Here is a 22,786-nt window from a genome sequence, read left to right as displayed (position 1 = left end):
TCATCACCGTCCTTGGGGGTAGGTCGTTCCGATGCACCGGGTGGTCGTTACGTTGACACCGGGCGGTCGGTTCGTTGTACCGTGGAGCCGTTCTGCTGGAATGGTAAGGGATGTGCCGTGATCGCTCTGCTGCTGGCCCTGGGCAGCTCACTCGCCTACGTGCGCCGACTTCCTCGGCGGCCTCGGCGCCCGCAAGGCCCATGTGCTGCGGACCGTGCTGGTGGCCGCCCCGGCCAGCCTCGCGGTCGAGCTGCTGCTGTGGCCGGTGCTCGGCGCGTCGTTCAGTACGGCGGCCCTCGGCTGGGGCGCCGCGTCCGGGGTCGCCTCGGCCGCCGCCTTCGCCCTGCTGTACCGCACCCTCGCGATCGGCCCGGTGAACGTCCTCTCGCCGGTGACCGCACTCGTCTCCGCCGCGCTGCCGGTCGCCGTCGGCCTAGTCCAGGGCGAACACCTGACCGCCGCCGGCGTCATCGGGCTGCCCCTCGCCCTGCTGGCCGTCGTCCTGGTCAGCGCCGGACACGGCGCGGGCTCGGCCCGCCCCTCCCGCACGGCGCTGCTGTTGGCCTTCGGCGCGGGCGCCGCCATCGCCCTGCAGCTCGTCTGCCTGCACCAGGCGCCGTCCGGCAGCGGCGTCGCCCCGCTGATCGTCGGCCGGGCCGTCTCCTCCGCCGTCACCCTGGCCGCCGCCGGCCTCCTGCGCCGCAGGCTCGGCCCCGAGCGCCCCGCCTACGCGCTGTCGGCCACCGCGGGAGTCCTGGACTCCCTGGCGAACCTGCTCTTCCTGCTCGCCGCCCGCAGCGGCGACCTCACCGTCGTCGCCGTCATCACCGCCCTCTACCCGGCAGGCACCGTCCTGCTGGCTCGCGGTGTCCTCGCCGAACGCATCCACCGCGGCCAGCTCGTCGGCCTCGGCACGGCCGCCGTCGCGGTCAGCCTCCTCGCCCTCACCTGAGCCGTCGCTCCACACTCGCCTGCGCAGACCGCTCCTACTCACCCACCACCGAGCCCCGCCCCGCCGCCGCAAGGAGAAGCCCGTGTTCATCCAGCCCTGGGACGCCAGTCTCGACGACGCGGAATGGCAGGCCTGGATCGCCGAAGGCCACGACTTCGGCATCCTCAGCGTCAACGGCCCGCCCGGACACGCCCCGGCGACGGTCCCCACCCACTTCACCGGCGACGGCGGCGACCTCCTGATCCACCTGGCCCGCCCCAACCCGGTCTGGGCGTTCGTCGAGGCCGACCCGAACGTCACCTTCACCGTCATCGGCGACTACGCCTTCATCCCCGGCCCCTGGCGGGCCAAGCCCGGCATCCCGCCCACCGACGGCGTGCCCACCAGCTACTACGCGGCCGTCCAGTTCACCTGCCGCGCCCACGCCGTCGACGACCCCGAGGCCAAGGCCGAGCTGCTGCGCCGCCAGCTCGCCCACTTCCAGCCCGACGGCGACCACGCCCCCGTCGCCGCCGACCGGCCGCCGTACGGGCGCATGCTGTCCGGCATCCGCGGCCTGCGCCTCGAAGTGACCGACGTACGCGCCAAGTTCAAGTACGACGACCACAAGCCCGTCGAGCACCGCACCGCCGTGGCCGGCCACCTCACCACCCGCGACCAGGGCCTCGACACCGCCACCGCCCGCCAGCAGCTCCGCCGCCTCGACCGCATCGGCCCCTGGCAGCCCTGACCTGCCCACCCCCACGAACGGGCCCACCCACCCCGCACGAACGGACCCCGCACCCATGACCGCCTTCCGCATCGCCCCCGCCGTAGCCGACGCCTTCCCCGACACCCTCATCGCCCTCGTCACCGCCACCGGCCTGCGTGGCCACGAACCCTGGCCGGACACTGACAGCGCGCTGGAGGAGCTGGAGCGGCAGCTCGCCGACGGCACCTGGCAGCCCGCCGACGAGGCCGACCCCCGTATCGAGGCCTGGCACACCGCCTACCGCTCCTTCGGCACCAACCCCCGCCGCATCCGCCCCAGCGTCGACGCGCTCGGCCGGCGCCTCGCGAAGAGGGGCACGCTGCCCCGTATCAACCCGGCCGTCGACTCGTACAACGCCGTCTCCGTCCGCCACGGACTGCCCGCCGGGGCCTTCGACCTCGACCACGTCGCCGGAGACGTCGACATCCGCCACGCCGCCGGCACCGAGACGTTCACCCCGCTCGGCGAACCCGACACCGTCGAGCACCCCAAGCCCGGCGAGATCGTCTACGCCGACGCCACCGGCGTCCTGACCCGCCACTGGAACCACCGCGACGCCCACCGCACCCGCGTCACCGCCGACTCCACCCGCGTCGCGTTCCTCCTGGAGACCCTGCACGCCGGCCGCGACGGCGACCTCCTCAAGCTCGCCGCCGACGAACTCCAGGGACTCCTGGCCCCGCACGCGGAGCGGACCGCCGTCCACTACCTCAGCCCGGAACAGCCCCAGGCCGCCGTCTGAACGCCACGCCGTCCGAACGCCGTGCTCAGTCCCTGCCGACCTCCGTCCGGACATGCGTTCCCGCAGGTCACTCGATGCGGTAATCGGGGCGAGCGGAGCAACACCTCTGGTCATGCTGTGATCGGCACCTCGGGGATCCGGCATCCGCCGCCCGGGACCGACCACCGACAACAGGGGGGACCGACCGGAATGACGCACGCTCCGCGCGACGGCCGAGTCGACGACCGAGGCGACGGCCGAGACGGCGACCGAGGCCTCGACGAGCAGGCGGTCCTGCTCGTCGCGGGCCTGGCGGACCTGGCCGTGACCACCATCGGCTCGGCCATGGGCACACTGCGGGGGCTGCTGCGTCGCTCCGACGGGCCCGACCTCGCCCGCGACGCGCACCAGGACCTGATGGCCCGCGGCCGCCTCGTCCTGGACCGCCGTGCCGCCGGGCCCGCCCACCTGGAGGTACTGGCCCAGCACGCCCGGGCCCGGCAGGCGGCCTCCAGCGGCGATGTCTGACCGCTGGGACCCGGCCGGTTTCAAGGACCGCGTCGACACGCTCCTGGCCGGCTTCCTCGCCGCGGAAGCCGAGCGGTTCCTCGCGATCGACGGCGCGCTGGCTCCGGTGGCCGGGCAGTTACGGGTGGCGGCCGGCCACGGCAAGCGGCTGCGCGCGGCGTTCTGCTACTGGGGGTGGCGTGCGGCCGGCCAGCCGGACAGCGACGCCCTGCTCCGCGCGGCCGCCTCGCTCGAACTCGTCCACGCCGCCGCGGTCGTCCACGACGACCTCATCGACGACAGCCCGCTGCGCCACCACCTGCCCACCGCGCACGTCGCGCTGCACACGGCTGTCAGGGACCGTCCGCGCCCGCGTGCCGCCGCCCGTGCTCTGGCCATGCTGGTCGGCGACCATCTCATGGCGCTGGCCGGGCAGTTGTTCGCGACCAGCGGCCTGCCCGCGGCCTACCTGACCCGGGCCAGACCGGTGTGGGCGGACCTCGCCCGGGAACTGATCGCGGGCGAGTGCCTGGAGATCCTGGCCACCGGCGCCCGCCCGGACCCCGAGGTGTCCTTGAAGGTGGTGCGCTACAAAACCGCCAAGTACACCGTCGAACAGCCCCTGCTCATCGGCGGCCTGCTCGCCGGCGCACCACCCGGGCTGCGCGCCGCCCTGTCGGCGTACGGGCTGCCGCTGGGGGAGGCGTTCCAGCTCCGGGACGACCTGCTGGGCCTGTTCGGCGAACCCGCCCGCACCGGAAAGGCGAGCCTGGACGACATCCGCGGGCAGCGGCCGACCGCGCTGCTGGCCGCGGCCTGGCGGGCGGCCCTGCCCGCACAGCGCGAGCGTCTGGCCGGCGTACTGGGCCGCCGGGACGTCACCGAGGAGGACCTGCGGGAGGTACGCGAGCTGATGCTCACGCTCAAGGCCCCCCAGCAGGTGGAGGACATGATCACCGCCCGGGTCCGCGACGCCGTCGGCCACCTCGACCGGCTCAGCCTGCCGCATACGGCGCGGCGGGCCCTGACCGACCTCGCGCACTCGGCGACGGACCGCCACCACTGACCACGCACCGCACCGACCGTGTCGCGACGGTGCGCCACCCCCCAACCACCCGAGAAGGACCGCCGTCATGACCTTCACCGAAGCCTCCATGGACGCCCTGCGCCAGTCCGGTGACGAACTCGCCGACGCGGTCGTCGCCACCCTCTTCGAGCGCGGCGAGGTGGGCAAGTTCAACACCCTGATGCGCTACGTCTCGACGGCCGGCGCACCCCTGCCGGACGGCCTGCCCGACGTCGCCCGCGAGTACCTGCACACGACCGGCGTACCGCCGTCCTGGGTGGACTGGGGCGAGATGGAGAAGGCCCGGCTGTTCTTCCTCGACAACAACGTGCACATCTCCACCGCCCTGTCCTTCGCCTCCATGCCCGCCTGCTATGTCGTCCCGCACGTGGCGCGGCTGCTGTCGGCCACGCACGGCCTGGACTATCCGTCGAAGCGCATGGCGGAGACCGGGCAGTTCACCGTCCACCTCATGCGGCCGGACGCGTTCGAGGCCGGCGGCAGGTTCCTCCCCGCCGCGCAGAAGGTGCGCCTGCTGCACGCCTCCATCCGGCATCACCTTCAGCGCGAGGACCGCTGGGACACCGGGACGCTCGGGACGCCGATCTGCCAGGAGGACATGATCGGCGGGCAGATGTTCTTCTCGCTGCTGGTGCTGGACAGCCTGCACCGGCTGGGCATCCACATGAGCGTCGAGGGTGCCGAGGCCTACTTCTACGCCTGGCGGGTGGTCGGCGCGATCCTCGGTGTCGACCAGGACGCCGTACCGAAGACGCTGGAGGAGGCCCGGGAGTTCCTCGACCTGTACATGGTCCGCCACATGGGGCCGTCCGAGGAGGGCGTCCACCTGACGCGGCAGCTCATCGACCTGTACGAGGAGGTCGTCCCCGGCACCTTCTTCGACCCGGTCGTCTCCGCCCTGATCCGCTACCTCATCGGCGACACCTGTGCCGACTGGCTCCGGGTCCCGCGTACCACCTGGGACAGCGTGGTCAAGGTGGTGCCGGGCCTGCTGGGGGTCCTGGAGACGATCGAGGACCGCTCGCCGCTGGGCGCCTGGGCGCTGGACCGCCTCGGCCACCTCACCACGGTCTTCGAGCTGTCCTCCCTCACGCGCGGCCGCGTCATGCACTACGCCATCCCCGAGGAGCTGAAGAAGGACTTCGGCGTCGCGGGCGGCGTGCCCCGTACGCAGCGCTGGGCGCCACCCGCTCCGACGGTCGCTCCGCGCTGACAGGGTGCGCGGGCCGCCGCGTCGGCGGGGGAGTGGACCGCCATGGCGAGGGAAGCGGGCCGGTACGACACTGACGAGCAGACCGCCCGCCCCCGTCCCCCGACGCGGTGATCGCTTCGACCGAAGGCCGGTGACGATGCCCCCTTCCCGTCCTCCCCATCCTCCGGAGCCGTGGCATCTGCGCGGCGACATGCGGGCCGCGTTGTGGCTCGTGCCCCGGTACGGCCTCCCGCCCTGGCCCCTGCCCGAGGGCGCCCGGGCGGTGTCGCTCGCCGGACGGACTCCGCTGATCACCTTCTGGGTGGACTACGGGGACGGCGGGGACCTCGCCTACCGGGAACTGCTCGTGGCGGTCGTCGTACGGCAGGGAGCCGGGCTCGCGGCCACGGCGGTGCAGGTGTGGGTGGACGACGAGCGCTCCCTGGCCGGCGGGCGGCACCTGTGGGCCATCCCCAAAGAACCGGCCGCCTTCGACTTCCGGCCCCTGCCTCCCGACCCGTCCCCGCGCCGGGGAGTGCGGACCACCATGACCGTGGAGGCTGCCGGGCGGCGCGAACCGGACGCGGTGGCGCTGTGCCGGGACCTGCTCCGCCTTCCCCTCCGGCTGCCCGTCCGGGCACACCTCCTGCAGCCCCGAGCCGACGGCACCACCTGCCGGGTGCCGCTCCGCCTGACGGGCCGTCCCTCCCTCAGCCGCATCCGCACCCGCGTCCACCCGGAGGGCCCGCTGGCCTACCTGACCGGCCACCGCCCCGTCGCGGCCGTCTCCCTGGCCGACTTCCGCTTCAGGATCGGCCCGGCCGTGACCTCGGGCGAGGTCACCGCCCCGTGATGTGGGCGGTCAGTCGCTCCAACAACCCTACGCACTGGCGGAGTTGACGCTGCTCTTCGGCGCTCAGGGCCTCGTGGATGGCGGCGTTGAGCCAGTTGGCGCGCTGTGCCCGCTCCCGCTGGAGGCGGGCGCGGCCGCTGTCGGTGATGTGCAGCAGCTGCTTGCGGCCGTCCGTGGGGTGGGGCTCGGCGCGCACCAGGCCGTCGGCGAGGAGTTCCTTCGCGGACTTGGTGGCTGCCTGGTGGGTCACGCGGCGCAGCGCGGCGAGGTCGGCCGCGGTCAGCGGGCCGCTGCGGTCGAGGTATCCGAGGGTCGCGGCCTCTCCGGAGGGCATGGTGTCCACGGCGCGTACGGCGCGGACCAGTTCCCCGATCACCTGCCGCAGGTCTTCGGCCAGCACGTCGTCGTCCATGGCCTCCATCCTACCGGGACTGTGTAATCTAGATGTACAACCAAGATGTACAGTTTCGGGCTGTGGAGCCACGAGAGGACCGGGGAACCGCCATGCGTCTCACCAAGTTCGGCCATGCCTGCGTACGCGTCGAGAAGGACGGCCGCCGTCTGGTCGTCGACCCGGGCGGCCTGACCGACCCGCGGGCACTGGAAGGCGCCGACGCCGTCCTCGTCACCCACGAACACGCCGACCACTTTTCCGAGGAGACGCTGCGCGCGGCCGCCGAGCGCGACCCGGCCCTGCGGATCTGGACCAACACCTCCGTCGCCGGGCGGCTGGACGGCCTAGGCGGGCGGGTGACCGCCGTCGGCGAGGGAGATGCCTTCACCGCGGCCGGCTTCGACGTGCGGGTCTACGGCACCTGGCACGCCGTCATACACCCCGACATCCCCCGCGTCGGGAACATCGGCTTCCTCGTCGACGCCGCCCTGTTCCACCCCGGAGACGCCCTCACCGTCCCGGACACCGCGGTCGACACCCTGCTGCTGCCGGTGCACGGGCCGTGGTCCACGACCGGCCAACTCGTTGACTATGTACGCGCGGTGGCCCCGCAGCGGTCCTACGCCATCCACGACGGCGCCCTGAACGACATCGGCACCGCGATGGTCGGCGGCCTCCTCGGCGACAACGGCCCCGGCACCGGGGCCCCATACCGCCACCTGACCGCGGGAACGTCCGTCGAGATCGGCTGAGCCGGACCGCCCGCGACGTCCCCCGACCCGACTCAGCGGGCGTCGACGCCGCCGGGTCCGGAGTGCCCCAGCGCCCAGCGGTGCAGTCGATTGCCGTCCCGGGTGAGCCAGGTGCCGTCCCGCAGCGCGGTGACGTCCTCGCCCACCGGGACCGGATAGTTCAGCCGCCCCAGCGGACGCAGCGTGCCCGCGTCGAGCAGCCAGTGCCGTAGCTCCGCCACCCCGGGGGCCGGGTGCACCCGTCCCGGCACCAGCACATGCCGCCCGTCCAGGACCTCGGCGGAGAGGAACTCGTCGTTCTCCGGGTCGACGGCCAGTTCCCTCAGATCCACCAGCGCCGCCTGTTCGCCGGAGCGGAGGTCGTACACCGCCAGCTCGTCGCGGTCGTCGTCGGGGAACAGGTACTCGGCGTACCGCTGCGTCAGCATCCGGCCGCCAGGGAGGAAGCCCGCCAGCGCGTGCATCCACGTCGCGCCGGCCAGGTGCGGACCGTCCGCGCGCGGCTCGGCCCACCAGGTCGACCAGCTCTGCCAGGCGGTCCAGCAGGACACCACCACCGCGTCACCGTCCGGCCCCCAGGAGGCGACCGCGGCCGACGCCAGCGAACGGATCTGCCGCCGGCCGAGCACCGCACCGGTCGCCGCGTCCAGCAGAAGCAGCTCGTCCCAGGTGTAGTTGCGGCCCGGCTCCAGGTCGTACACCAGAGCCGCCTTCTCCTTCTCGGGCTCCAGTCGCGGTACGACGACGCTCACCAGGCGTCCGTCCGGGCTCACGGCGGGAACGGAATGGGCCCGGTCGGCGCCGTGCCACCGGTCGTGGCCGAGTTCCCAGCGCGTGCCGCCGTCGGCGTCCAGCGCCCGCACCGACGACACCCCGGCCACCACGAACCCGCCGTCCGGCGTGGGGACCGCCCGTTCCGGCTCCCGCGTCCGCAGGGCGGCCCGCGCGCCCGCCGCCCCTCCGGCGAGGAAGTCCTCGCGGTCGTGCACCTCCACCAGCCCGGGCGCGCGGACGACGAGCCCCCCGCCGGCGAGCGCCTCGACCCGGCCCCGCTCCGGCACGGGCGCCGTACCGAGCGGCACTACGTCGATCAGGGCGTCTTCGGCGGTGTTCATGCCCCGCATGCTCGCAACCACCGCCCCGGACCCGCCAGCCGTTTTGCGTGCCGGGTCGGGATCCTGGTCCGCGCCACGCCGCCGGTGTCTACCGGTGTTCGGGGTTCTCGTAGTCGTGGCGGCAGCCGGCGTCCCAGGCGGTGCGCTGGTTGCCGTAGGCCGGGATCCCCCCGAGGTCCTTCAGGGCCCGCGCCAGATGCAGCAGGTTCCACGTCATGAAGGTGGTGTTGCGGTTGGTGAAGTCGTTCTCCGGACCGCCCGATCCGGGATCGAGGTAGGACGGGCCCGGTCCCGCTTCGCCGATCCACCCGGCGTCCGCCTGCGGGGGGATCGTGTACCCGAGGTGCTGCAGGCTGTAGAGCACGTTCATGGCGCAGTGCTTGACACCGTCCTCGTTGCCGGTGATCAGACAGCCCCCGACGCGTCCGTAGTAGGCATACTGCCCGGCGTCGTTGAGCAGGCTGGAGCAGGCGTAGAGGCGCTCGATCACCTGCTTCATGACGGAGCTGTTGTCGCCCAGCCAGATCGGCCCGGCCAGGACGAGGATGTCCGCCGCCATGACCCGCCGGTACAGCTCCGGCCAGGCGTCCGTCTCCCAGCCGTGCTCGCGCATGTCGGGCCAGACCCCGGTGGCGATGTCGTGGTCGACGGCCCGTACGACGTCCACCCGCACCCCCTGGGCGGCCAGGATGGTGGTGCTGCGGTCGATCAGGCCCTGCGTGTTGCTGGTCTCCGGGGAACGCTTGAGGGTGCAGTTGATCACCATGGCCCTCAGGTCGTCGTACCGGGCCGGCGGGGCGTCGGGGGCGGCGGGCGGCGAAGCGGTCACAAGGTCCTCCCAGGTTCGCCTCCAGCCTGGCCGCAGGCCCCGTCGGCCGCCACCGCAGCGCCCCCGAACGGAAGCGACGATGGCGCCCGCGCACGACGCCGCCGGTGTGACTCTTCGCCGCCGGACCGGTGACAACGCGCCGCCCGTGGGAACGGTGAGCCGAAAGGCACCGAGTAGCGGGAAGAGGTCCAGCGCATGCAGATCGACCTGACGGGCCGGACGGCCCTGGTCACCGGCTCCACGCAGGGCATCGGCGCGGCCATCGCGGCGGGGCTGGCCCGGGCGGGAGCGCGGGTCGCCGTCAACGGCCGCAGCGAGGAGCGCGTACGGGAGGCCGTCGACCGCCTGCGCGGGGAAGTGCCCGGTGCCGACCTCGTCCCCGCGGCGGCCGACGTCAGCACGGCCGAGGGCGCCGACCGGCTCGCGCAGTCCCTGCCGGACGTGGACGTCCTCGTCAACAACCTGGGTGTCTTCGGCTCGGCAGACGCCCTGGAGATCAGCGACGCCGAGTGGCGGCGCTACTTCGAGGTCAACGTCCTGGCCGCGGTGCGGCTCACCCGGATGTTCCTGCCCGGGATGATGGAGCGCGGCTGGGGGCGCATCCAGTACATCGCCAGCGACTCGGCGGTGGTCGTCCCGGCCGAGATGATCCACTACGGCATGACCAAGACGTCGCTCCTCGCGGTGAGCCGGGGCTTCGCCAAGAAGGCCGCCGGCACCGGCGTCACCGTCAACTCCGTCCTCGCCGGGCCCACCCACACCGGGGGAGTGGAGGACTTCGTCTACGAACTCGTCGACCGCTCCCTGCCCTGGGACGAGGCCCAGCGGGCCTTCATGCGCGAGCACCGTCCGCAGTCCCTGCTGCAGCGGCTGATCGAACCGGAGGAGATCGCCCACATGGTCGTCTACCTCAGCTCCGACCAGGCGTCCGCCACGACGGGCGGCGCGCTGCGCGTGGACGGCGGCTACGTCGACGCCATCCTCCCCTGAGCCTCTCAGGGCGCGGGTCTCCGCCTGGACGCGGGGAACCGGAAGACGCTGTAGAGCAGCGCCAGGCACCCGAGTCCGAAGAAGCAGGCCCCCACATCGAGTTGGTCGAGTTTGCCCTGGCGGGCGTACTGGGAGGACAGCAGAGCCGCGAACAACCCGGTGGTGAGCGTGGTGGTGACGGTGTGCACGATGCGCACCCAGAGCGGACCGCGACTCGCGGTGGCACGCCGCCGCACGACCAGGGCCGCAACACAGGTGGCCATACTGAGAAGCACGACCACGACGAACGGCCAGGCGCCATGGTCCAGGCTGGTGACGATGATGTCGCCTTCGACGAAGGGAAGGACCACGCCGAGTGCCAGTGACGCCATGGCGATCCAGAGCGGGAGGACGCTGCGGCGGCGTGCCTGGGGAGGCGGGGTGACGACCGGCGCGGCCCGTGGGCGCGGCGGGATCGGCGCCGGGGCGGGAGGAACGGGGGACGCGGGCCCGGGCTCAGGTGTTACAGGCGCCGGGGTCGCGGGCCGGGGCGGGAGGGGCCGGCGGGAGGCGGGGACGGTGGCGGGCAGCGCGAGCGCGACCGGGCCGGGCAGCCAGGCCGTATCGGCGAGGTCGGACCCCGTGGGCGGGGGAGCGTCGGCATCCGGTGCCGGCAGGGCGAGTTCTTCGACGAGCGCGGTCACGGACGGCCGGTGGGCGGGGTCCTTGGCCAGGCAGCGGGCGACGATCTCCAGGCCGGGCGACGGCAGGCCGGACAGGTCCGGTTCCTCGTAGACGATCCGGAAGTTGAGCGACTGGGCCGAGCCGGTGCCGAACGGGCCGGTGCCGGTGGCCGCGTAGGTCAGCACCGCGCCCAGGGCGAACACGTCGGTGGCGGGTGTGACGGGCTTGCCCGTCAGCTGTTCGGGGGCCATGAAGCCCGGGGTGCCCACGACGATCCCGGTCCGGGTGAGCGCGGTGGCCTCGGCCGCCACGGAGATGCCGAAATCGACGACCCGGGGGCCGTCCGCGGCGATCAGGACGTTGGAGGGCTTGAGGTCCCGGTGGACCAGACCGGCCGCGTGGACCGCCTCCAGGGCCTCGGCCAGACCGGCCCCCAGCGTCCTGACCGACGCCACCGGCCACGGGCCGTGCACGGCGACCGCTGTGTCCAGGGGCATGCCGGGAACGTACGCGGTGGCCAGCCACGGAGAGGGGCCGTCGGGGTCGGCGTCGACCAGCGCTGCCGTGAAGAAGCCGGTGACCTTCCGGGCCGCGGCCACCTCCCGGGCGAATCTGCGGCGGAAGTCGGGGTCGTCGGCCAGTTCCGGCCGTACGACCTTCACCGCGACGAGCCGCCCGCTGGGCGAGCGGCCCAGATAGACACGGCCCATGCCGCCCGCGCCCAGCCGCGCGGTGATCCGGTACCGGCCGACCTGCCGTGGATCGGTCGGCTGCAGCTCGTCCACCCGTTGTCCCCCTCTTCGCCCCGCCCGTCCGGACCCACGTGATTACACACCCTCGTCGGTGCGGCATGGAGTCCTCTGCGCGAAATCAGCACTCCACCGAGCGACGTCCGGCGCCGCACTGACCCGCGACGTGGCCCGGGCCCGGCACGGAGAGGGCCGCGCCAGGTGTACCGGCTACGGCACGTCGGCCACCGTCAGCAGGTCGTTCCGGTCGGCCAGCGCGTCGAGGGAGAGCGTGCGATAGCCCACGTCGTCGAAGAGGACGGTGATGCGGTCCGCGTCCTCGCTGAGCACCGTGCCGCGTCCCCACTGGTCGTGCAGCACGGCCGCCCCGACCGGGTAGGAGCCCGCGTCCGGATGGGCGGGACGCTGCCCGGCGGCCGGGGCATCGCCGTCCTCGGCCGCCCCCGCGTCGCAGATGTCGCAGTTGCCGCACGGTTCCGCGTACTCCTCGCCGAAGTAGCCCAGCAGGAAGCGGCGCCGGCAGCCGGTCGTCTCCGCGTAGGCCCGGGCCATGTCCACCCTCGACCGGTCCATGCGCCGGTGCGCCTCGGCGCTGTCCGCTGCTCGTTCCACCGCGGCCTCCGGGGAGGTGCCGGGGGAGGGGCGGACGGCGCCGGAGGTGTCCGTCTCGACCGCGCCGGCCTCCTCCAGGAGGTTGACGGCCGTGGTGAGGCGTGTGCGGGACAGGCCGGTCTCGCGCCGCAGCCCGTCCAGGCGCACCGGGTCGTCACGGTGGTCGTGCACGGCCCGCACCACCGTGTCCACGGTGCCCCTGCTCGGGGGGCGACCGCTGAAGTAGACCTGCATCCCCGTGTCCTCCGACCGGTAGTGCAGGAGGGCGAGAGCGGGCCGCCCGTCCCGGCCGCACCGGCCGATCTCCTGGTAGTAGGCGTCCAGCGAACCCGGCAGGGAGGCGTGCAGCACGTACCGCACGTCCTCCTTGTCGATGCCCATCCCGAACGCCGACGTCGCCACCACAACGTCGGTCTCCCCGGCCAGGAACGCCTCGTGGATCCGCTTGCGCTCGGCGGCGCGCACGCCCGCGTGGTACGGCTCGGCGGCGAGCCCGAGAGCGGCCAGTTCACCGGCGTAGAACTCGCAGTCCTTGCGGGTGGCGGCGTAGACGATCCCCGGTTTGGGCCCGGCGGCGGCCTGCTCGACGACCGCGCGCCGCCGTTCCGCGTCGTCGAGGTGCCGGTGTGCCTCCAGCCGGATGTTGGGCCGGTCGAAGCCGGTGACGAGGTGCCGCGGGGAGTCCATGCCGAGCCGTTCGACGATGTCCTGCCGGACCGGCGGCGCGGCGGTCGCGGTGAGCGCGAGGACGGGGGGCCGCCCCAGCCGCCGTACCGCCTGCGCCAGCCGCAGGTAGTCCGGCCGGAAGTCATGGCCCCAGGACGACACGCACTGGGCCTCGTCCACGACGAACAGGGCGGGCTCCGCCTCGGCCAGCCGCCGCACCACCTCGTCCTTGGCCAGCTGCTCGGGGGAGAGATAGACGAAGCGAACGGCACCGCTGCGTACGGCGTCCCAGGCGGCTTCCGTCTCGGCCACACCGAGGTCGGAGTTCACGGCGACTGCGCCTGGCCCGTCGTCGCCGCCCGGCAGGCCCGCGATCTGGTCCCGTTGCAGAGCCAGCAGCGGGGAGACGACGACCACCGGGCCGGACAGCAGCAGGGCCGGCACCTGGTACACGGCGGACTTGCCGGACCCGGTCGGCATGACGACGAGGGTGTCGCGGCCCTCCAGCACCCATTCCATGGCGGTGAGCTGCGCGGGGCGCAGTTCGTCCCAGCCGAAGACCTCGGCTGCCGTCGCCCGCAGGCGCCTCGTCCGCCGCTTCGGCGGTCTCTCGCCGGTCATCGGCCGCTCCCTCGTCCCGTCCGCCGGACGGCACGGCACCGGATCGACACGGCACCAGCGCTCCCACGTGCCGCTCGGCAGGGCTGTGGGTACCCCCGGGCGGACCGGACACGCACGCGGGCGAGGCCTGAGCGCCTGCGCCGCGCCGCGAGCCCCGGCGGACCGGTGCGCACCCAGGCGGCCCGGCGCGCCTCCTACTTCCGTCCCTCGTCCCGCCCCTGCTGAAAGGCGTCGGCGACGGCCTGCGCGGCACCGGACAAGGCGCCCTTCGTCTTGCCGCGCGCCCCGGACTCCGTCAGCTTGCCCGGCAGCTCGGTGATCCCGGCGGGCTTGCGCGGGCCCGCTTCGAGGTCCAGGCGGTTGCAGGCCTCGGCGAACCGCAGATACGTGTCGACACTGGCGACCACGATCCGGATATCGATCTTGAGGATCTCGATGCCGACCAGTGAGACGCGGACGAACGCGTCGATCACCAGTCCTCGGTCCAGGATCAGTTCGAGCACGTCGTAGAGGCCGCTGGAGCCTCCGCCACCCTGTTGCGTCGCCACAGTCATCGAGATCAGCCTCCCGCTCGCCTCCGGGCCCCTGCTGACCCGGCTGCCCGGAGACGCCCAAGGCAATCGTCCGCTCGCCGTGTCGTCAGGTCTTGTCTGGGTGTCATGTCACCGTCATTCTGGATCCGCACGCGTCTGTCTACCCGCATAGATGCGTGCCTCGTGCTCCACCTGACAGTGCGACACCGACCACTCGCCCCAGGAGGACCGATCCCCGTGAGACCCCGTCACCTCCGCCGGCGCGGCCTCGGCGCCGCCGCGGCAGCCCTGGTCGCCCTGTGCGCCGGCCAGACCCTGACCGCCCTGCCGGCCACGGCGGCCACCACCGCCCCCGCCCCCACGTCCGCCGTCACCGCGGCCGAGGACCAGGCCGCCCGGGCCATGGCCGGCTCCCTCACCGACTCCGTCTGGCGCGCCCGCGTCCGCACGGCCGCGCTCGCCTCCGAGGAGGTGGACGTCACCGCTCTGGCCGCACAAGCCGGCGGCAGCCGCGCCCTCCGCTCCACCCTGACCGCGGCCGACCGGCGGATCGCCACGGCGAAAGGCCTGGGCGCCGAGGTCGGCCCGCTGCTGCGCCTGCGGCTCGGGGACGCGTCCATGCGCGGCGCGCTCACCGCCGGGACCACGCCCTGGGTTGCGGCGGCCACCCAGGACGAGGACGCCACCACCGTCACCGCCTACGACAGCCACGGCAGGGCCCACACCCTCGACGCCCGCAAGGCGCCCGCGCACCCGGTGTACGTCGTCGACATCGACAGCTCCACGGCACTGGCCGCCGGGCTGGACGTCCTGACCGGGGAACTCGCACGGTACGGCGTCCATTCCGCCGAGCCGACCGCCGCGGCCGCCCGGACCGGCACCGAGCCCTCCACCGGCCACCGCTCGCCGGCGCTCGCGGCCACCGGCGGCTTCTGGACCACCCGGATCACCGCGGTCGAGCTGTCCGACGACGAGGAACCGTGGATCAAGGGCGACGCCGAGATCTACACCCTCGTCACCGGCTTCGGCCAGGACGGCAAGGTGCGCGTCGACCCCGTCGACATGCCGTACCTCGACAACGACGGCACCGTCTACCGCCCGAACCAGATCCTGGTCAACTGGTCCTCGTACAAGTACGACCTGGCCGACGCCGTGATGATGGAGGAGGACGGCAGCACCAACTACCACGACCTCGCCCAGGCCATCGCCGCCGCGTTGCTCACCATCACCGACCAGGGCGCCTACATCCCGCTGGTGAACGCGGTCCTCGACGCCATCCCGGCCGACTGGTGGACCGACGACCCGGACTACGTCGACTCCTGGTACACGCTGGCCCGCGGTGACAACGGCACGCGCCACGGCGCCCGGGGCAACGGGTGGATGACGGTGCAGCCGTACTACGTGCCGGAGCTCTGAGCGACACCTCCAGGCGATCACAAGGTGCGACGGCACCTCGCACAGGCCATGGTGGAATGACCGGCAGACTGCCCGTGGCGCGTCCGGCACCGGGTGCGCCACGGGGATGTCGTCCACCTCCCGGGAGGACGCATGACGATCTCCGCTCGTCTTCCGCGGCACCGGCACCGCCTGGAGGTCGCACGGGACTGGCCACTGCTCGCGGCAGCGGTCTCGGCTCTCCTGAGCTTCGTCATGCTCTTCCCTCCCTGGCTGTCCAGCGGGGACGACAGCCAGAACGCGTTCGGCGACGCCCTGCAGGCGGCGGGGCCGGCCCTGATCATCGTGATGGCCGTCGCCACCATCGCGTCGCTGGCCGTCGCCGTCACGACGGCCGACAGGCGGTTCGTGAGACTGGCGTTGGTGCCCTCCTCCGTCCTTCTGGCCCTGTACGTGGTGAAGGTCGCGGACGTCTCGGAACTGGCCGACGCGTACAACCGGCTGGCGGGCTCCTTCACGGACGAGAAGGTCGGCACCGGTGTCGGTCTGTGGCTGGGGTTCGTCTTCGCCCTCGTGACCGAGATGTTCGTGATCTACACCCTGGTTTCTCGATGGGGAACGGGCGAAGCGCCGGCGTATCCGGGCTTCGGGCCGCGGAAGCAGACCCCGCACGAGACGCTCGCGGACAGCGATCAGCCGCGTTACCCGACGCCTCCGGACACCGATCCGCCGCGTTACCCGCCACCCCCGGACCATCCACCGGACCTCCCGCGTGAAGGCCCCGACCGGTGAGCCGGGCGAGAGCCGTGGCGGCGTGTGCCGTGACGGCAGCGGCGATCACCCTGGGCGGCGCGTGCGGAGGCGGAACGTCCGGGCCCGGCCCCACGCGCACGGTCACCGCGACCGCCCCGACCGTGACGGTCACCGCGGGCGGCACCTCCGAGACCACCGGCGAGTCCGCACAGAGCCGCTACCTCAACGAACTGGATCCGCTGACGGCGACCGAGGGCATCGACACCGGCACGGCCGAGATCAACGGGACAGGCTTCGCCAGCAGCGTCACGCTGGCCTGCAACGCCGCCGGCCCGGTCAATTCCGCCGAATACAACCTCGGCCGCCACTGGACCACCTTCACCGCCACGGCCGGACTGCGCGACGACTCACCCACCGGCGGAAGCCTGACCTTCGAGGTGGCGGTCGACGGGACGCGCAGATTCCGGGAGACCATCCGTCTCGGCGCGTCACGCGAGGTCAGGCTGGACATCCGCAACGCCCTGCGACTCAAACTGACCGTCTCCTACACCGGTCAGGACGCCTCAAGCGTCTACTACGGCTCCTGGGGCGACGCGCAGATCACCGGAGGAAAGCCCTAGCCGTGTGACTCAGTCGCACTCCTCGATCGCTGTTGATCATATTGGCGGCGGAACTGTGGCTTCCACCACGGCGTACGAGCCCCCGCACCTGGTGAGATCACCGGATGCTCGGTTTCCTCGTCCGGCTCCTGCCCTTCTGGGTGCGTGAGCCGCTTCTGATCGTGGTCGGATCCGTTTTCGGCGTGCGCATCATGTATCTCGCCGTCCGCGATCAGGACTGGACGCCCGCCGCCATCGGCGCGGTGTTCCTCGTGTTCACGGCGGTCCGTGTGCACGGCGTGGTCCGGGCGTGGCGCGCTCGGCGCGGGGCGGGCGCGGCGGCCGTCGCGCAGGGGGCTCTGGCGACGGATGCCGCCGCCCCCATCCAGGCGCCGGCGCAGGCGTCGACCTCGGCGCAGGCCCCGGTCCCGGTGCAGGCCGCGGCCCCGGCGGTCGCCGCCCAGCCGCAGCCCGCGGTCCAGCAGGGGACCGCCGTACAGCAGCAGGGTCCTGTCCAGACGCACGTACCGGTGGAGGCTCCGGCGCCTGCCTCCACCCAGAAGCCCGCCGCCGAGAAGGAACCCAACGCATGGGGCCAGGCGGCAGCGGCCATAGGCGTGTTCGCGCTGATCGCGGGCGTCCTGTGGGCGGGCCCGCGGCTGTTGCCGTCCGAGGACACCACCCCGCGGTCCGTCTCGTGCCCCGAGGCGGGCAAGGAGGAGTTGCCGAAGGCGTTCAGGGACACGCCGAGGGCGGTGACCGGGGACGAACTGTGCAAGCTGCTCAACAGCCCCGCTCTGGCCCAGCTCCTCGGCACGCCGACGGAGAAGGCGACCGCGGCGAGCGCCACCAACAACACCGCCCCGCTGACCGACGGGAAAGTGGCCCAGCCCGAAGCCGAGGTCACGTTCGACACGTACACGGTGAACGTCACGGCGACGTACAACCACCTCTCGGTCGCCCAGTACGTGAAGCTGATGAAGTACGGCAGCGAGCAGGACGTCAGGACGCTCAAGGTCCTCGACCGCAGACCCGCGGTGCTCTCCTCGGACCACACCATGAAGATCAGCATCGATCTCGGCGGCAGCGCGTCGGGCGGCCCGGTCGAGCAGGGCCCCCTGGCCAGGACGCTGACCGTGGCCCTCGACAGGGGGGACGGGGGCGGCTACTACGACATCACCGTGTGGAGCCAGTCCGGCCTGCTGCCGGACGACAGCGCGCTCCTCAAGATCGCGGAGAAGGTCCTCCCCGCGATCCCCGACCGGCCCGCGCGCTGACCCGGCGGGCCGCGAGGTCCAGGCGGGCGGGGTCTTCCCCCGCGTGCGACGGCCCGGTCCGGCAAGGAGGAACTCCCGGCCAGCCGGGCGCCGTTTGGCCGACCCTTGTCGCCGAGGCGGCCTGCCGGTGCCGCGTCGTACGAGCTGACGGCGGTGTTCCGCGGGAAGTCCGCCGGTCCGGCTCGCGGTGGACGGGGCCGAAACACGTCGTGTGGCTGCGGGGAGGGCATGGTGAGTACCCCCGCGCACGGGAAGCATGACTCGTCGTCGGAAAAGTGTGAGCGGTGAGGCGTACGAGGCCGGTGGGGCGATGCGCCGCTACGGCCCGGATGGCCGACGGACCCCGTTGTGAGGCGGGGAGGCGGCTCCTAGCTTGGTGAACCGCGCCGGCGCCCCGTCCACTCGGAGCGGCGGGCCGGCGCGGGAACCGGGCGGGGCGACCCGCCTTCCGCTGCAGCGGGTTCCTCTCAGAAGCGTTCAATCGACGAAGGGATACGACGATGGCTTACGAGCGTCCCACGCTCACGAAGGTCGGCGACTTCCAGAAGGTCACGGGCCTGGCCGGCACCGGCAGCCCCGACCTGCTGGGCGGCCACAGCCTGCTCTGACCTCTTCTCCGCCCCGCCCCGTGATTGTCATGTACATGTAATCACTGGGCGGGGTGGGAGCGTGGGCGGTACCGCCGGTACCGCCCACGCCCATGGTGCACACCACCGACCGCACCCCGACCGGAAGGACCCGCCCATGGCGACCGGGGCGTCGCATCCGCCCGAGGCCAGCTGGTTCGTCGTCTTCCCGGACACCGACGCCGTCGCGGACCTCGCCGCGCGAGCCGGTGCCCCGGGGACCCGGCGGATCCCGCACCCCTCCGGCCGGCCCTGGCTGATCGGCCGCTGGCCCGACCACGCCGCGCGGACCGCGGCACACGGACCTGCCCGGCTGGCGGTGCTCGGGCAGCACGCCGTGACGCAGGAGCAGGCCGACCGCGCCGCTCGCGCCGGATCACCCCGCGCCGCCGACGCCGTCGCGCGGACCTGGCCCGGGAGCCACCACCTGATCGCCGCCCTCGACGGCAGGACCCTGGTCCACGGCACCGTCACCGGCGTCCGCAGCCTCTTCACCGCCCGGGTCCCCGGCGCCCACGGCGCCCACCTCGTGTCCGACCGCGCCGACGTCCTGGCCGACCTGACGGGCGCGGACCTGGACGAGGGACGCCTGGCCGTGCACCTGCTGAGCCCCGGGATCCTGCACCCGCTGACCACGCAGACGGTCTGGCACGGCGTCGACGTCGTCCCCGGCGACCGGCGCGTCCTCCTCGACCGCGACGGGCGGCTGCGCACAGAACACTGCTGGAGCCCGCCCTCCGCCGAACTGCCGCTCGCGGAAGGGGCCCGGCTGGTCCGCGAACGGCTCGCCGACGCGGTCGCCGTACGCGTCACCGGACGGGAACTGATCAGCGCCGACCTCGGCGGCGTCGACTCCACCGCGGTGGTCGCCACCGCCGCCCGCGCCGGGGCCAAGACCGTCGCCTACACCGCCGCCGTCCACGACGTCCTCGGCGACGACGTCACCTACGCCCGCCGCACGGTGGCGGAGCTGGACGGGGTGGAGCACCACGTCGTACCCGCCCCGGCCGTGCCCCTGACCTTCGACCGCGTCGACGCGCTCGACGACGACCTCGACATCCCGTCGCTCTACGCGGTCAACCGCCACCGGCGCATGTACATCGTCGAGCGGGCCGCCGAACGCGGCTCCCCGCTGCACCTGAGCGGCATGGGCGGCGACGAACTGTTCAGCGGCGCCAGTGCACACGTCCACGGACTGCTGCCCCGCCACCCCCGTACGGCCTGGCGACTGGCCCGCGGCTTCACCTCCCGGCACCGCTGGTCCCGCCGCACGGCCCTGGCCCAGCTCCTCGACCGCCGCCCGTACGGCTCCTGGCTGGCCGAGGTCGCCCGCGACCTCACGTACCCCCAACCCCCCATGTCCGTCCCCCTGTTCACCTGGGGCACCCCGCCCCGGCTGCCCCCGTGGGCCACCGCCCGGGCCGTCGAGGCGGTACGGGACCTCATCCACGAACAGGCCGAGGACGTACGGCCGCTCGCCCCGGGCCACGGCGGCCACCGCGAGATCGCCACGCTGCGGACCCTGGCCCGCTTCGCCCGCCACGTCCAGCAGATGTCCGAACCGCTCGGCGTCACGTTCGCCGCGCCCTACTACGACGATCTCCTCGTCGAGGCCGCCTTCGCCGTACGCCCCCAGGACCGCATCACGCCCTGGCGGTACAAACCGCTGATCGAGGAGGCCATGCGGGGTGTCGTCCCCGAGGCCGGCCGCACCCGCACCACCAAGGCGCACGCCGCCTTCGAGGAGGAGACCGGCCTGCGCCGCCACCGCTCCGCACTCCTCGCCCTCTGGGAGGACTCCCGGCTGCGCGAGCTGGGCCTCGTCGACGTGGCGCCCCTGCGCGACTGGTGCCTCCGCCCGCTCGCCGCCGACCTGGAGAGCGCGCTGCTGCACCCGACCGTCGGCTGCGAGGTCTGGCTGCGCGCACGCGAACGACACCACGGCCCGCCGCGGCCGACGCGAACCGACACAGGAGGTACCCCGACATGACGATGCGCCTGCGCCCCGGCGTGGTGACGGCCGACACCGAGTACGGCATGGCCCTGCTCGACCAGAACAGCGGCGAGTACTTCACCCTCAATCCCACCGCGGCGCTGATCGTGCGGACCCTGCTCGCCGGTTCGAGCAGCGAGGAGACGGTGGCCGAACTCACCGGCCGGTACGCCGTGAGCAGCGAGCAGGTGGAGGAGGACATCACCCGCATCCTGGAGGAGCTGCGGGCCGCCAGGCTTCTGGCGTCGTAAGGGGCGACCGGCTGACCGGGCGACCGGCTGACCGGCGGCCGACCGGCCGACCGGGCCAGCGGACGCCGGCCGGTCGCCGCGTCGTGTCACGTCCGTAACCCCGCCCTCTCTGTCCGCACCTTTTCTCCGTACCGGAGGGATTGCCGCAGTGTCCACCTCGCAAGTCGTCCCGCACGACCCCCGCTCGGTGCCCCTCGGCCCGCGGCTGGTGACCCGGCTGGCCGTCGGCTGCGCCCATCTGCTCGCCCGCCAGCCGCCGACCCGCATCCGTGCGGTGCTGCTCCGGCTGCGTCGGGGAGCCAGGCCCGCGACAGCCGCCGAGGCGGCCCGCGCCCGCGAGACGGTCCTCGCCGTCAGCCTGGCCGCCGGCGGCCAGCAGGGCTGCCTGCCCCGGTCACTGGCCACCGTGCTGCTGTGCCGGCTGCGCGGCCAGTGGCCGACCTGGTGCGTCGGGGTGCGCACCCAGCCGCCGTTCGCCGCGCACGCGTGGGTGGAGGCGGAAGGGGTGCTGGTCGGGGAGGGCGCACCCGCGGAGTACTTCCAGAGGTTCATCACGGTGGACTGAGACCGGAAATGGTCTCGGTGATCCGGTCCGGCGTGAAAGATCGTGGCTCCAGCCACCCGTCACGACAGCGCGTCGTGTGGACGCCACGAAGTCATGGAGTCACGATGAGCGATCTCGCCGAGTCGGTCGAATCGATGGAGCAACTGGCCCTGGTCTGGCGGTCCATGGTGCTCGACCGGGACGCGGACGCCGATGTGCGGGACCTGCCCGGCATCGCCGTCCGCTGGGCCGACTGCCGGTTCGCCTTCTGGAACGCCCTCACCCTCACCGACGTGGGCGCCGACGCGCGGCTCCTCGGCGAGCGTCTGGCCAAGGCGGCGGAGATCATGCGCTCCAAGCGGCAGCCGGGCTTCCTGTGGGTGTTCGAGGACCTGCTCGACGAGGACGCCCGCGCCACGCTCGAGACCGCGGCCGAGCAGGCGGGCCTGCAGTACGCCTTCCCCGGGACGGGCATGGCCGGCGACCTGCTCCCGCTCGCGGACCCCGTACACCCGGACCTGACGTTCGTGCGCGTGACCACCGACGAGCAGGTGCGCGCCTACGCCGACCTCAACTCGCGCGGCTACGGTTTCCCGCTGGAGGCAGGCCGCGATGGACTGGTCGGATCCGCTCTGTGGAAGGAGGAGGTCCACGCCTACCTGGCCCTGCGGGACGGCGAGCCCGTGGCGTGCGCCGGAGCGATCCCGGCGGACGGCCGCCTGTTCGTCGCACTCGTCGCCACGGACCCGCAGTGGCAGCGCAGGGGTTACGGCGAGGCCGTCACCCGCAAGGCGCTGCACGAAGGCGCACAGGCCACGGGGCTGACCCGGGCCACCCTGCACGCGACGGTCGCCGGGGCTCCCGTGTACCCCCGCATCGGCTTCCGGCCGAACTCGCGGATCGGGTTCTACGGGCTGAGGGACTGACGGGACGGAAGGCCTCGGACAGTTCTTGAATGCACGTGGCCCCCTGCCCTACGCGGCTGCTCCGGGACCGGCCTCTCGCGGGTCGCCCACCGGCAGGGTCAGTCCGTCCTCGGCTGTCGCCCGCCGCTCCGGCTCGGTCTCGTCCAGCTCCCAGTAGTGGCGGCAGTCGTCGCATCGGTACTCCACGACCCCCGCGTCGATCGTCAGCACCGCCCCGTACGGACACCGAGCGCCGTCACCGCGGCCCACGCACTCCCACACCTGTGTATCCGCCATACATCCGACCGTGTGCCGACCCGGCCGTCCGCAGGAGAGAGCGTGCCCGGCGCACGGATGCTCGAGCCCGACAGCGCGCCCCAGGACCTGCCTGCAGCCCCACGGGGGGAGTGAGCGGGAGGCACAGGGCCGGTGACGTGCCGGCGTGCAGATCATGCC

24 protein-coding genes and 1 pseudogene are annotated in these 22,786 nt (G+C 73.2%); 18 read left to right on the top strand and 7 right to left on the bottom strand.

The window, feature by feature from the left end:
• The first annotated feature begins 117 nt into the window (after nt 1-117).
• The 7 genes and pseudogenes from IE308_RS01805 (at nt 118) to IE308_RS01775 (ending at nt 6,063) form a co-directional block, all read left to right on the top strand.
• A pseudogene (locus IE308_RS01805) lies at nt 118-952 on the top strand (EamA family transporter).
• An 82-nt stretch (nt 953-1,034) separates the two neighbouring features.
• Nucleotides 1,035-1,682: an FMN-binding negative transcriptional regulator gene (locus tag IE308_RS01800; RefSeq protein WP_190216294.1), complete on the top strand. Its 648-nt coding sequence runs from the start codon at nt 1,035-1,037 to the stop codon at nt 1,680-1,682.
• Nucleotides 1,683-1,737: 55 nt separating this feature from the next.
• The gene (locus IE308_RS01795; RefSeq protein ID WP_190216293.1) at nt 1,738-2,445 is read left to right on the top strand and encodes a B3/B4 domain-containing protein; all 708 of its coding nucleotides are present in this window, start codon (nt 1,738-1,740) and stop codon (nt 2,443-2,445) included.
• Between the two features lie 189 nt (nt 2,446-2,634).
• On the top strand, nt 2,635-2,952 hold the full coding sequence (locus tag IE308_RS01790) for a polyprenyl synthetase (RefSeq protein WP_229908655.1): 318 nt from the start codon (nt 2,635-2,637) through the stop codon (nt 2,950-2,952).
• On the top strand, nt 2,945-3,997 hold the full coding sequence (locus tag IE308_RS01785) for a polyprenyl synthetase family protein (RefSeq protein WP_190216292.1): 1,053 nt from the start codon (nt 2,945-2,947) through the stop codon (nt 3,995-3,997). The genes IE308_RS01790 and IE308_RS01785 overlap by 8 nt, the downstream gene beginning before the upstream one ends.
• A 67-nt stretch (nt 3,998-4,064) precedes the next feature.
• Nucleotides 4,065-5,231 carry an oxygenase MpaB family protein gene (locus tag IE308_RS01780; RefSeq protein ID WP_190216291.1) on the top strand — a complete coding sequence of 389 codons (1,167 nt, stop codon included), beginning with the start codon at nt 4,065-4,067 and terminating at the stop codon, nt 5,229-5,231.
• A 136-nt stretch (nt 5,232-5,367) separates the two neighbouring features.
• Entirely contained in the window at nt 5,368-6,063 is a 696-nt protein-coding gene (locus IE308_RS01775; protein ID WP_229908748.1) for an acetoacetate decarboxylase family protein, read from the top strand.
• On the opposite strand, the gene IE308_RS01770 is transcribed toward IE308_RS01775, so the two are convergent.
• Complete coding sequence (locus IE308_RS01770) at nt 6,050-6,475, bottom strand: MarR family winged helix-turn-helix transcriptional regulator (RefSeq protein ID WP_190216289.1); 426 nt, start codon at nt 6,473-6,475, stop codon at nt 6,050-6,052. The genes IE308_RS01775 and IE308_RS01770 overlap by 14 nt on opposite strands.
• A gap of 92 nt (nt 6,476-6,567) precedes the next feature.
• On the opposite strand from IE308_RS01770, the gene IE308_RS01765 reads away from it, so the two are divergent.
• The gene (locus tag IE308_RS01765) at nt 6,568-7,209 is read left to right on the top strand and encodes an MBL fold metallo-hydrolase (RefSeq protein WP_190216288.1); all 642 of its coding nucleotides are present in this window, start codon (nt 6,568-6,570) and stop codon (nt 7,207-7,209) included.
• Between the two features lie 32 nt (nt 7,210-7,241).
• Here the strand turns inward: IE308_RS01765 and IE308_RS01760 are convergent, their stop codons facing one another.
• Together IE308_RS01760 and IE308_RS01755 are read right to left on the bottom strand one after the other, a co-directional pair.
• Nucleotides 7,242-8,324 (bottom strand): hypothetical protein, encoded by a 1,083-nt coding sequence (locus tag IE308_RS01760; protein WP_190216287.1) that lies wholly within the window; start codon nt 8,322-8,324, stop codon nt 7,242-7,244.
• 88 nt (nt 8,325-8,412) lie between these two features.
• Nucleotides 8,413-9,153 carry a flavodoxin family protein gene (locus IE308_RS01755; protein ID WP_190216286.1) on the bottom strand — a complete coding sequence of 247 codons (741 nt, stop codon included), beginning with the start codon at nt 9,151-9,153 and terminating at the stop codon, nt 8,413-8,415.
• A 195-nt stretch (nt 9,154-9,348) separates the two neighbouring features.
• On the opposite strand from IE308_RS01755, the gene IE308_RS01750 reads away from it, so the two are divergent.
• On the top strand, nt 9,349-10,143 hold the full coding sequence (locus IE308_RS01750) for an SDR family NAD(P)-dependent oxidoreductase (RefSeq protein WP_190216285.1): 795 nt from the start codon (nt 9,349-9,351) through the stop codon (nt 10,141-10,143).
• Nucleotides 10,144-10,148: 5 nt separating this feature from the next.
• Here IE308_RS01750 and IE308_RS01745 read toward each other — a convergent pair whose 3' ends face one another.
• From IE308_RS01745 to IE308_RS01735, 3 genes are all read right to left on the bottom strand, one after another.
• Nucleotides 10,149-11,591, bottom strand: coding sequence for a serine/threonine-protein kinase (locus IE308_RS01745; RefSeq protein WP_229908654.1), 1,443 nt, complete (start codon nt 11,589-11,591; stop codon nt 10,149-10,151).
• A 174-nt stretch (nt 11,592-11,765) separates the two neighbouring features.
• Entirely contained in the window at nt 11,766-13,454 is a 1,689-nt protein-coding gene (locus tag IE308_RS01740) for a RecQ family ATP-dependent DNA helicase (RefSeq protein WP_190216284.1), read from the bottom strand.
• 194 nt (nt 13,455-13,648) lie between these two features.
• A complete protein-coding gene (locus IE308_RS01735) occupies nt 13,649-14,008 on the bottom strand; it encodes a gas vesicle structural protein GvpA (protein WP_110635227.1) in 360 nt (119 codons plus the stop codon).
• A gap of 216 nt (nt 14,009-14,224) precedes the next feature.
• Between IE308_RS01735 and IE308_RS01730 the strand changes: the two genes are divergently transcribed.
• The 9 genes from IE308_RS01730 (at nt 14,225) to IE308_RS01690 (ending at nt 22,351) form a co-directional block, all read left to right on the top strand.
• Complete coding sequence (locus tag IE308_RS01730) at nt 14,225-15,403, top strand: DUF3103 family protein (protein WP_190216283.1); 1,179 nt, start codon at nt 14,225-14,227, stop codon at nt 15,401-15,403.
• A gap of 132 nt (nt 15,404-15,535) precedes the next feature.
• Nucleotides 15,536-16,174, top strand: a complete 639-nt coding sequence (locus IE308_RS01725) for a hypothetical protein (protein ID WP_190216282.1) — start codon at nt 15,536-15,538, stop codon at nt 16,172-16,174.
• Nucleotides 16,171-16,755, top strand: a complete 585-nt coding sequence (locus IE308_RS01720; protein WP_190216281.1) for an NPCBM/NEW2 domain-containing protein — start codon at nt 16,171-16,173, stop codon at nt 16,753-16,755. The genes IE308_RS01725 and IE308_RS01720 overlap by 4 nt, the downstream gene beginning before the upstream one ends.
• 104 nt (nt 16,756-16,859) lie before the next feature.
• Nucleotides 16,860-18,011 carry a DUF6215 domain-containing protein gene (locus IE308_RS01715; protein ID WP_190216280.1) on the top strand — a complete coding sequence of 384 codons (1,152 nt, stop codon included), beginning with the start codon at nt 16,860-16,862 and terminating at the stop codon, nt 18,009-18,011.
• Nucleotides 18,012-18,511: 500 nt separating this feature from the next.
• Nucleotides 18,512-18,619 (top strand): keywimysin-related RiPP, encoded by a 108-nt coding sequence (locus IE308_RS01710; RefSeq protein WP_110635242.1) that lies wholly within the window; start codon nt 18,512-18,514, stop codon nt 18,617-18,619.
• A gap of 136 nt (nt 18,620-18,755) precedes the next feature.
• Nucleotides 18,756-20,627, top strand: coding sequence for an asparagine synthase-related protein (locus tag IE308_RS01705; RefSeq protein WP_190216279.1), 1,872 nt, complete (start codon nt 18,756-18,758; stop codon nt 20,625-20,627).
• Complete coding sequence (locus tag IE308_RS01700) at nt 20,624-20,881, top strand: lasso peptide biosynthesis PqqD family chaperone (protein ID WP_190216278.1); 258 nt, start codon at nt 20,624-20,626, stop codon at nt 20,879-20,881. The genes IE308_RS01705 and IE308_RS01700 overlap by 4 nt, the downstream gene beginning before the upstream one ends.
• Before the next feature lie 148 nt (nt 20,882-21,029).
• Complete coding sequence (locus IE308_RS01695; RefSeq protein WP_110635249.1) at nt 21,030-21,446, top strand: lasso peptide biosynthesis B2 protein; 417 nt, start codon at nt 21,030-21,032, stop codon at nt 21,444-21,446.
• Between the two features lie 104 nt (nt 21,447-21,550).
• A complete protein-coding gene (locus IE308_RS01690) occupies nt 21,551-22,351 on the top strand; it encodes a GNAT family N-acetyltransferase (RefSeq protein WP_190216277.1) in 801 nt (266 codons plus the stop codon).
• A 48-nt stretch (nt 22,352-22,399) separates the two neighbouring features.
• On the opposite strand, the gene IE308_RS01685 is transcribed toward IE308_RS01690, so the two are convergent.
• Nucleotides 22,400-22,627, bottom strand: coding sequence for a hypothetical protein (locus IE308_RS01685; RefSeq protein ID WP_190216276.1), 228 nt, complete (start codon nt 22,625-22,627; stop codon nt 22,400-22,402).
• Between the last annotated feature and the right edge of the window lie 159 nt (nt 22,628-22,786).

This window comes from Streptomyces griseosporeus, from assembly GCF_014656055.1.
Taxonomy (GTDB): domain Bacteria; phylum Actinomycetota; class Actinomycetes; order Streptomycetales; family Streptomycetaceae; genus Streptomyces; species Streptomyces griseosporeus.
The sequence above is the reverse complement of the archived record's forward strand: the minus strand, read 5'-3'. Positions and strand labels throughout refer to the sequence as shown.